A 10,529-nucleotide genomic window follows, 5' to 3' on the forward strand; every position below is an offset into this window, starting at 1 on the left:
TTTTTCCACTACTGATAATGTCCCCTCTATACAGCCGGCGCTTCTTCTCCAAATTGGCTGTTATACAACTCTGCATAAAACCCGTTTTGAGCAAGTAGCTCAGAATGAGTCCCTTGTTCAATTACCGTCCCTTGGTTCATCACTAAGATTAAATCCGCGTCTTTAATCGTTGATAGACGATGCGCGATAACAAAGCTCGTGCGCCCTTGCATCATTGCGTTCATTGCTTGTTGAATATGCACTTCCGTCCGCGTATCAACACTGCTTGTCGCTTCATCTAAAATCATAATAGCAGGATCTACCAAAATGGCACGTGCAATCGTCAGCAACTGGCGTTGTCCTTGCGAAATATTCGATGCATCCTCGTTTAGCACGGTATCATACCCATCTGGCAATGTTCGAATGAAATGATCAGCATAAGCAGCTTTAGCCGCCTCTATAATTTCATCATCTGTTGCCTCTAGACGGCCGTAACCGATATTATCTTTTATTGTACCGTTAAAGAGCCATGTATCTTGTAGCACCATCCCAAAGGTTTTACGCAAGGCTTCTCGGGGCATATCTGTTATATTAATCCCATCAATTTTAATAGTGCCGCTGTTCACTTCGTAAAAACGCATCAGCAAGTTAATCAAGGTTGTTTTTCCAGCGCCAGTTGGCCCTACAATCGCTACAGTTTGCCCCGACTTTACATCAATATTCATACCTTGAATAACTAAAGCACTGTCCTTATAGCCAAAGTCAACAGATTCAAATGTCACTTCCCCTTTTACTTGCGGCAATCTCGTTACAGTTGCTGTTTCTTTTACTTCTTCTGTTTCATCAAGCAATTCAAAAACACGTTCTGCTGCAGCGATTGTGGATTGAATAATATTTGCAATATTTGCTGTTTGGGCAATTGGCTGTGAAAACTGTCTTGAATATTGGATAAAGGCTTGAATATCTCCTACTGTGATAAAACCCTTCGTTACATAAATGCCCCCAACTATACAAATCAATACATAGCCGAGATTGCTCGCAAATGACATCATTGGCATAATGACACCTGAAATAAATTGCGCGCGCCACCCGGCATCATATAACCGATCGTTGACTGCATTAAATTGCACTTTGGCCTTCTCTTCGTGCCCGAAGGCTTTAATGATGTGATGTCCTGTATACATTTCCTCAATATGACCATTTAATTGACCGAGTGATTTTTGCTGATTAGCAAAATGCTTCTGCGAACGCATCATAATCGGCTTTAAACCAAAGATGGAAAGGGCCATCGCTGCTATACTAATTAATGTCAGAGTAGGACTGATAGTTAGCATCATAATAATAATTCCAATAATCGTGATAATAGAAGTGATAAATTGCGTAATGCTTTGCTGCAATGTGCTACCAATCAAATCAATATCGTTAGTTACCCGGCTAAGCGTGTCACCGTGAGGGTTTTCATCATAATATTTCAGCGGCAGCCGTGCCAGCTTTTCATCTACTTCCGTCCGTAAATCATATACAATTTTTTGCGAAACATCTGACATAATGTATTGCTGTACGTAACTAAACAATGAGCTAATAACATAAAGTCCAATCAATAAAAGTACGATGTTCCCAACATAACCAAAATCAATCTCTGCACCGGGCACACCTTGAAGCTTCATCATGACGCCTTCAAATAACTTTGTCGTCACCTTCCCCATCAACTTTGGGCCGGCAATCAAGAAAATCGTACTTAAGATAGCAGTAAAAAAGACAGCGATTAACTTCATCCGTCTCGGCTTCAAGTAAGTAAGCAAACGGCGCAGCGTCCCTTTAAAATTCTTCACCTTCGCGCCCTGCATCATCATATTGCCCCCGCCAGGTCCAAACCCGGGGCTGAAGCCTCCTTGAGGCGGCCGTTGTTTTTCTTGGCTCATGCAATTTCCTCCTCTGACAATTGCGACTGGACAATTTCACGATATACACTGCATGTTTCTAGCAATTGTTCATGCGTTCCAATTCCCTCTATTTTCCCTTCATCAAGTACGATAATTTGATCAGCGGCCCGTACTGTACTTACACGTTGAGCAACAATAAGTACCGTGGCTTCTTGCGTTTCTTTTTTCAACGCAGCTCGTAGCTTCGCATCCGTTTTAAAATCAAGTGCAGAAAAACTATCATCTAAAATATATAAGTCCGGTTTGCGCACGAGCGCGCGCGCAATCGATAAGCGCTGCTTTTGGCCGCCGGAAAGGTTTGTTCCGCCTTGTGTAATTTGTGAGTCGTAACCCTCTTTCATTCCCTCAATAAAGTCTGCTGCCTGTGCTACCTTAGCAGCATGCCAAACTTCTTCATCCGTTGCGTTTTCTTTGCCGTAGCGAATGTTCTCACTAATTGTTCCGGAGAATAGTACTGCTTTTTGCGGAACAAGACCAATATAGGAGCGTAATTCCTTCTGCTTCATTTTTCGCACATCAATACCGTTTACACGAATTGTTCCTGCATCAATGTCATAAAATCGTGGAATCAAGTTCACCATCGTAGATTTACCGGAACCTGTTCCTCCAATAACAGCGGTTACTTGGCCAGGTGCAGCACGAAACGAAATATTGGATAATGCTGGCATTTCAGCACCCGGATAGCTGAATGTCACACTATCAAATTCAAGGTAGCCACGATTGGCTTCAGCTGTTGTTGTAACAGCTGCATCAGAAATACTTGGATTCATATCAAGAACTGCGTTAATACGGGCTGCCGAAGCCGAGGCACGCGGCACCATAATAAACATCATCGAAGCCATAATAAGCGCAAACATAATTTGTGCTACATATTGCATAAATGCCATCAAATCACCAATTTGCATATGACCTGTATCAATACGTATTCCGCCAAACCATAACACCCCAACTGTTGTTAAATTTAAAATCAACATCATCATTGGCATCATAAATGCCATAATTTTGTTGACCTTAATAGAAACATCCATTAAATCATAGTTTGCTTTTTCAAAGCGCGTTTGTTCATAAGGATCCCGATTAAACGCGCGGACCACTCGAACCCCGGTCAAGCTTTCGCGTAAAATCAAGTTCAGTTTATCAATCTTGATTTGCATCGCTTTAAAAAGAGGCAATGCTTTAAACATAATTAAGAAAATAGTAAGCACTAAAATCGGAGCGATTGCCACAATGATAAGCGATAATTTGGCATCCTTTGTCACCGCCATAATAACTCCGCCGACAAACATGATGGGCGCACTAATTACCATCCGCATCAGCATCATAAGCACTTGCTGCACTTGCGTGATATCATTGGTAGTCCGAGTAATTAACGAAGCCGTCCCGACCGTATCAAACTCCTGAAGTGAGAATGACTCTACACGTGAAAAGACTTTATTGCGCAAATTTCTTCCGAATCCCATGGCCGCCTTAGACGAGAAATAGCTGGCAAATACCGCACAAACAGCTCCACCGGCAGCCACAAGTAGCATAAAGGCACCAATTTTCAAGATATAATCCGTGTCCCCTTTTATCACTCCGGTGTCAATAATATCCGACATTAATGTCGGTAAATACAAATCACCCATCGACTGTATAAAGACAAAGGTAACAACAACAGCAATAAGTCCCGTGAATGGTTTCAAATTTCGAAATAATTTTAACAACGCTTATCCCCTCCTTCTTCCTGTATCATCGCTTCATATAACTGGTGCTGAAGTGCCAATATCATATCGATTCTTTCTTCAGACATCTGCGCTAATACGTGATTCATTTTTTGATATATTCCATTTGGATCCTCATGAATAAGCCGTACTTTTTGTTTCCCTTCTTCTGTCAATTGCAGCTGTACCTCCCGGCGATTTTCTTCAGGAATGATTCGCTTTAATAATCCTGACTCTACTAAACCCTCGATACTCGTACTCACCGTGCTTTTCGGAAACATCAAACGCTCACCCAAGTGCTTTTGCGGCACAACCTTCCCTGTGTGTACCATCTGTAAAATCCAAAACTGCGGTATACTCAAGTCGCTGCTTGCTATACTTTCCTGCGCCCACTTGCGAAAATATCGCTGAATTTTCCAAAAGGACCGCAGCACCTCCGCTGTTTTCTCTGATTTTTCATGCTTTTCATTCATTCCTATCACCTCTTTTCTGTTCATATTCGTACCATACTATTTAGTACTGTTCAAAATAGTAAATTTTATATTGTTAATTAATTACGACGTTATACTTATTTATAGAGAGAGTCAAGCAAAACACAACGACAAATTATGCTACTCTGCTTACAATAAAAAAACTCCCTATTCTAGGGAGTTTAAAACATTTGATATCCTCTTTGACGAAGCATTTTAATTGTAACGCCTGCCAGTATAGCCCCGACTAAACCCGTCATTAAAATAAGGATGTCGGCTTGTCCAAGGTGCATAAAACCAGCCTTCAGCGACGAGAATGCGTGGTTTGTATCAAAAAAGTAATCAGTAATGCTTACTTTATCAATAATAAAAGCACATACAAGAGGATATAGCACAACCATCACCCAAGTCCCACGCAAAATCATATTTAACAAAAATCCGATTCCGAAGAACAGAACTAAAAATAGCATCATGGAAATCAATAATACCGGTATACTCATTTCTTTTCCCCCTACTTGAACTCCCTTTAAGTGTACAAGACCATATGAGACATCGTCAATTCTTCTTTACGGAAGAAATAAATGGTAAGAAGTATAGCCAAAATGGTCACCCGGGTTCACATCTGTTTTCATATGAAACGCTTGCTTTGGCACCGCTTTCAATAAATACTGGAGTAATACCGATGCTTGTTCGTCATCGATAATCTCTTCCGGCTTCATAAATGCCCCATGAGACAATTCTCGTTCCTGCAGTGAAATATTTTCATGCTGTGGCTTTAATAAAAATACCACCATATTATCACTGATTTCATCCCGAATGACACCAGATCGAATGCCAATGACACCAAGCACATCCGCTTCAATACCTGTTTCTTCTTTTACTTCCCGCAGAACCGCTTGGTCAATCGTTTCATTGGCATTTACAAAGCCTGCCGGAAGCGACCACTTCCCTTTCAATCCTCCGTATTTCTTCTTTACAACCAACCAACGTCCATCTTCTGCTATCACCAATCCACTGACGGCCAACCATACATTTCCTCGTTTACTCATCGTCTCACCTGTTTTATCATGTTATCAGCGCGATTTCAATTCTATCAGGGTGCTTACTCTATTTATCGGTATAACTCTCAGCATATCGGCGACACCCACCCTGATATCGGCACAGTTTTCCTTATATCGGCGTGCTTGCCTCATTTATCGGTATAACTCTCAGCATATCGGCGAGTTCACCCTTTTTATCGACGAAACACCGTTGTCCGCATATTAAAGAAAAGAGCAAAAACAGTATGCACTGCTTCTGCTCTTAATGGTTATTAGAACATTTTTAATTTACCTTTTTTCAATACTAACAGAGGTCCGCCAAGTAAGAATAGGTAACGGTTATCAATTACCTTCTTCATGAAGGAAGCCTTCCAGCCAGTCAGTTTTTTGCCAAATACAACGCCGATTGCATCGTCATGGCCTAAAGAACAAACTGTACCTTTGTTATCGAACGTGAATTTTTCCATATCGCCTTTACCGCGAACAAGTACTGCAAGGTTATGTGCAACAGTATAGCCTTGTTGAATCGCAATTTGTGCAGTAGGCGGATAAGGACGATCGTTTTCAGGATTGAAGATTAACGCTGCATCCCCTAGGATGAACACATCATCATAACCAGGTGCATGCATGAACTCGTCTACTTTCACACGGCCGCGCATTGCTTCAAAACCAGATTGCTCCACAATCGCATTACCGCGAACACCTGCAGCCCATACCACTGTTGCAGCTTTGATTTCTTCTACGTTGTCATCTTTAGCAACGATAATTCCTTCTTCTGTACATTCTTTAATTGCTGTACCAATACGGAATTCTACGCCTTTCTTTTGCAAGTGGCTCACCGCATAGTTTACTAGCTCTGGATCAAATCCAGGCAGTACCATTGGCGCAGCCTCCACACAGATGATACGTACTTTTTCACGATCAATGTCGTACTCATCACATAACTCAGGAACACGGTTCGCTAATTCACCCACAAACTCGATTCCTGTAAATCCAGCACCGCCGACAACAATTGTCAACAGCTCTTCACTTCTTTGCGTTGGATATTGTGAGAACATATACTCGATGTGATCACGGATTTGACGAGCAGCATTGATGTTTGCGATAGAGAATGCATGCTCTTTCAAACCTTTAATGCCGAATGTTTCGGATTCGAATCCTAATCCTACTACTAAGTAATCATACTCTAATTCGCCGTTTGATAAAATTACGCGCTTTTCTTGCGATTTAATATCCACTACCGTATCTTGTACAAAATTTACTTTGCTTGAATCGATTACTTCACGGATTTCAATACGAGTTTTGTCGTGATGCAATGTTCCCGCTGCGTTTTCATGCAGCCACGTTGCTTGATAATGATAGCTGTTATTGTTCACTAATGTGATGTCCGCTTCATTTACTGATAACATTTTCTGAAGACGTACAGTAGTAATCATTCCACCGTAACCTGCACCGAGAATAACGATTTTTGGCTTTCTCACCCTTAATCACAACCCTTTTTTATAATTTATGATAATTGGAATAATAAAACATTGTTCACTTTATCACGAACATACCTACAAACTTCCGAATTTCGACTTTATTTCGAGATAAAGTTTAAAAAAATGTAAGAAATTTGTCATAAAAAATTAAAATAATCCCTACACTATATTAGTCTTTTTTTATTCTTTTTTCAAGCACATCGCGAATTGTCAGTATTCTTAGAAAAAACAATATCTTCTCTTCTATTCCTGTCCTATATTTTTCGTACTTTTCTCAAATATATGCAATCTTACGGTAGCCACGCTTCATTTACTAGTGTATTTTCTGAAAAATATGTTATCATTTCTTATATAAGAATTCGTACCAATTAGGGGGAATAGGCGTTGACTGAAAACCAGAAAGTGTATGATATTACAATTATTGGCGGCGGCCCAACAGGCTTATTTACCGCTTTCTATGGCGGCATGAGACAAGCAAGCGTCAAAATTATTGAAAGCTTGCCGCAGCTTGGCGGTCAATTATCCGCACTGTATCCAGAAAAGTACATTTATGATGTAGCAGGCTTTCCAAAAGTGCGCGCACAAGAACTTATTGACAACTTAAAAGAGCAAATGAGAAAGTTTGAGCCTACAGTATGTTTAGAAGAAGCTGTTCAAACATTAGAAAAACAAGCGGATGGCATATTCAAGCTGGTAACAAATAAAGATACTCATTATTCTAAAACAGTGATTATCACAGCCGGCAATGGAGCATTCCAACCACGTCGCCTAGAGCTTGAAGACGCTGTAAAGTACGAAAAGAAAAACCTTCATTACTTCGTAGATGACATGAACAAATTTGCAGGCAAAAAAGTTGTAGTATTCGGCGGCGGTGACTCCGCAGTTGACTGGTCTTTGATGCTGGAACCAATCGCAGAGGAAGTAACACTTATTCATCGACGCGACAAGTTCCGCGCACATGAACACAGCGTAGAAACACTAATGAACTCCAAAGTCAACGTAAAAACTCCTTACATCCCGGTAGAGCTTATCGGCAATGACAACATTACACAGGTTGTCATCCAAGATGTGAAAACAGAAGAAAAAATCACCATCGATGTGGACGATGTTATCGTAAACTATGGCTTTGTTTCTTCTTTAGGCCCAATTAAAGACTGGGGTCTAACAATCGAAAAAAATAGCATCGTAGTAAACTCAAAAATGGAAACAAACATTCCAGGGCTTTATGCTGCTGGAGATATTTGTACATATGACGGTAAAGTAAAATTAATTGCATGCGGCTTCGGTGAGGCACCAACAGCAGTAAATAACGCCAAAGCATATATGGATCCGAAAGCAAAGCTCCAACCTATGCACAGCTCCAGCATGTTTTAATGAAAAAGAGAGCACGAGGATTTCTCGTGCTCCTTTTTTTTGCAGCAAGCACTTTTTTCACACCAAAAACACGCTGGGCAAACCCTGTCTTTTTTTATAAAATTAATGAGAAATTGTTTAAAAAAATCGGAATAAACAAGAATGGTTAACAGATTTTCTTTAAGAGAGGTTCAAATATGGAGGACTTGCAGCGAAATAAAACATTACAGATGACAAAAGAGGGGCCAACACTGTTTCGAAACGTGCACTTTCTGTATTTATGGACAGCCACGCTATTTTCAAGTATTGCTCTTGCCTTTTTTACCTTCTCGCAAACATGGTATATTGTCAAAAAGCTGGACTTAGAAGCGTCTCTTGGTCTTGTCTTTATTGCCTCGAGTGTTCCTAGACTGTTATTTATGATTTTAGGCGGTGCACTTGCGGACAAGTTTCCGAAAAAAAATATTATGTTTTATTCCAACATGATGCGGGTGCTCCTTGTCGCCTCCATACTCATTTGGCTGCTGACAGGAGATATTACGTTGCACACCTTTGTTCTGTTTGCATTGTTTTTCGGTATATCCGATGCGTTTTTTTGGTCAGCGGACGGCTCCATTTTACCAGAGCTTGTAAAAAAAGAACAGCTAACACAAGCAAATTCCATTACCCAAATGACAAATCAATCGTCGCTCATTCTAGGGCCCATGCTCGGAGGAATTATTATCAAATTCAGCAACTACGAAACAGTTTTTGCCTTAACCATTGTATTTCTCATCTTGGCAGCCCTATTGGTTCAAAAAATTCAAACGACACATGCAGATAAACAAGAACAAGATCAATCCGGCATGCTTACCTCTATTAAAGAAGGTATTTTGTATGTCAAAAAGTCTCCCTTTTTGACAACCTTACTCATATGCAGCGCCTTTTTAAATCTGTTTATTATTGGACCTATGCAAATCGGCTTTCCGATTTTCGTTAAAACAGTATTGAATGGAAACTCACTGCACTTTAGTTATCTTGAAGGAGCTGTCGGGGGCGGCATGGCTGTTGGCGCCATGCTGGTCGGAATTTTGAATGTCCGCAAAAAAAGAGGTGCATTTTGCCTTGTTATGCTGTTTTTATCAGGCATCTCCTTTTTCTTGCTGAGTTTCAGCCATGAACTGTGGCACGCCTTAACCGCTGGCGCTGTATTTGGTATAACATTGGCGATGGCCTCTATTCCTCTGATGGCTGTCATTCAAACCACTGTGCAAGAGAACATGATGGGTCGCGTGATGAGCTTATTAATGCTTTCTTCAATGGGATTAATCCCTGTTTCCTACGCAGTGACGTCTCTGATTTTGGCAACAAGTCTGCCTATTGTTCTCATCATGAAGGGCGGTGCCCTTGCCGTTATCCTGTTTGTCATATTTGTTGCACTTCGTGTCCCAACGGTACGCACATTTGATTAGAGCGCACTCAGTAGAGTGCGTTTTTTTATGTAATCCAATCATATAACATCACACCAGACCTTCGCCGAGCTGAAGCTGAAAAATCCATAGCTACCTTGCTAAATAATTCATTCATTGTGCCGTACAGAAGCGCGCCGAAATCTTTACGAATTTCACCAAGTTTATATGCTCGTACTGCACTTTTGGTTCGGCCTATTAACTCCTCCGCTATATTAGGTTCCTCCAGCAGCTTCTCTAACCAAACTCCCTGATGAGGAAGACAGCTTTTCCCATAAGCAAGCGTCACTCGACTCCAAGCAAAGTTAATAGTTTTTGGATTCTGAGTCATCGGCAGCACAGCATAAATAAAACTCTTTGGAATATCGTTTCGAGCATATGTTTCATCCATCGTTTCATACGTTACTTTACAACATGTTTCTTGATTAAGAGCTTGAAAAAAGAAAAGCGTTTCCCTTTCAGATTTTGAGCTTTCTTCCGTTGCGACATCTTGCTTTTTCGGCTTCTTGCATTCGGACATGCTCATACGGTCAATCATGCGGTCATCATATTGAAATACATATAAGCTGGCACTATACCCGCCTTGCTTTCGGCGCTCCTTCATTAATATCCGTTTTATAATACCCAGCCTTTCAAGTTTCGCCACAGACCGTCTGATTGTACGTATACTTTTTTGAGCCTTCTCTGCCATTGTTTCCATTAATGGGCAGGCTACCCCTATACTTTGCCTCCTGCTGTTGACAGCATACCGGCTCAAAATATCGATAACTTGCCTATCGGTACAATTCAAATCATCCTTATATTCTTTATATAAATACGACTTATACTGATTAAACTCTTCTACCGTTTTAAATTGACTGTAGCATTTCATATGTTCATATAGCTTGGACATCGTTCACTCCTCCTCGCTATATAAATAACAAGAAGTAAAGAAAATTGGTCAACACTCTTGAGTCGGGAATAAAATTTTTGATCTGCCGATATATCCCTGACTCTGCCGATATATCCCTGACTCTGCCGATATATCCCTGACTCTGCCGATATATCCCTGACTCTGCCGATATATCCCTGACTCTGCCGATATATCCCTGACTCTGCCGATATATCCCTGACTC

The 10,529-nt window shown here is 40.8% G+C and carries 9 protein-coding genes; 2 read left to right on the top strand and 7 right to left on the bottom strand.

Going from position 1 to position 10,529, the window contains the following annotated elements; genetic code table 11:
• Window positions 1-26 precede the first annotated feature (26 nt).
• From J7Q84_RS13310 to J7Q84_RS13335, 6 genes are all read right to left on the bottom strand, one after another.
• Complete coding sequence (locus J7Q84_RS13310) at window positions 27-1,901, bottom strand: ABC transporter ATP-binding protein (RefSeq protein WP_209095058.1); 1,875 nt, start codon at window positions 1,899-1,901, stop codon at window positions 27-29.
• Complete coding sequence (locus tag J7Q84_RS13315) at window positions 1,898-3,625, bottom strand: ABC transporter ATP-binding protein (protein WP_209095059.1); 1,728 nt, start codon at window positions 3,623-3,625, stop codon at window positions 1,898-1,900. Before J7Q84_RS13315 ends, J7Q84_RS13310 begins: the two co-directional genes overlap by 4 nt.
• Entirely contained in the window at window positions 3,619-4,095 is a 477-nt protein-coding gene (locus J7Q84_RS13320) for a MarR family winged helix-turn-helix transcriptional regulator (protein WP_209095060.1), read from the bottom strand. Before J7Q84_RS13320 ends, J7Q84_RS13315 begins: the two co-directional genes overlap by 7 nt.
• A gap of 179 nt (window positions 4,096-4,274) precedes the next feature.
• The gene (locus tag J7Q84_RS13325) at window positions 4,275-4,592 is read right to left on the bottom strand and encodes a YuiB family protein (RefSeq protein WP_209095061.1); all 318 of its coding nucleotides are present in this window, start codon (window positions 4,590-4,592) and stop codon (window positions 4,275-4,277) included.
• Between the two features lie 66 nt (window positions 4,593-4,658).
• Complete coding sequence (locus J7Q84_RS13330) at window positions 4,659-5,141, bottom strand: NUDIX domain-containing protein (RefSeq protein WP_209095062.1); 483 nt, start codon at window positions 5,139-5,141, stop codon at window positions 4,659-4,661.
• Window positions 5,142-5,404: 263 nt separating this feature from the next.
• Entirely contained in the window at window positions 5,405-6,613 is a 1,209-nt protein-coding gene (locus J7Q84_RS13335) for an NAD(P)/FAD-dependent oxidoreductase (RefSeq protein WP_209095063.1), read from the bottom strand.
• Window positions 6,614-6,997: 384 nt separating this feature from the next.
• Between J7Q84_RS13335 and J7Q84_RS13340 the strand changes: the two genes are divergently transcribed.
• Together J7Q84_RS13340 and J7Q84_RS13345 are read left to right on the top strand one after the other, a co-directional pair.
• On the top strand, window positions 6,998-7,987 hold the full coding sequence (locus J7Q84_RS13340) for an NAD(P)/FAD-dependent oxidoreductase (RefSeq protein WP_209095064.1): 990 nt from the start codon (window positions 6,998-7,000) through the stop codon (window positions 7,985-7,987).
• Between the two features lie 176 nt (window positions 7,988-8,163).
• Window positions 8,164-9,417: an MFS transporter gene (locus tag J7Q84_RS13345; protein WP_209095065.1), complete on the top strand. Its 1,254-nt coding sequence runs from the start codon at window positions 8,164-8,166 to the stop codon at window positions 9,415-9,417.
• A gap of 25 nt (window positions 9,418-9,442) precedes the next feature.
• Here the strand turns inward: J7Q84_RS13345 and J7Q84_RS13350 are convergent, their stop codons facing one another.
• Window positions 9,443-10,306: a helix-turn-helix domain-containing protein gene (locus J7Q84_RS13350; RefSeq protein WP_209095066.1), complete on the bottom strand. Its 864-nt coding sequence runs from the start codon at window positions 10,304-10,306 to the stop codon at window positions 9,443-9,445.
• Between the last annotated feature and the right edge of the window lie 223 nt (window positions 10,307-10,529).

Source organism: Bacillus sp. 165 (assembly GCF_017742235.1).
GTDB lineage: Bacteria > Bacillota > Bacilli > Bacillales > Bacillaceae_G > JAGHKQ01.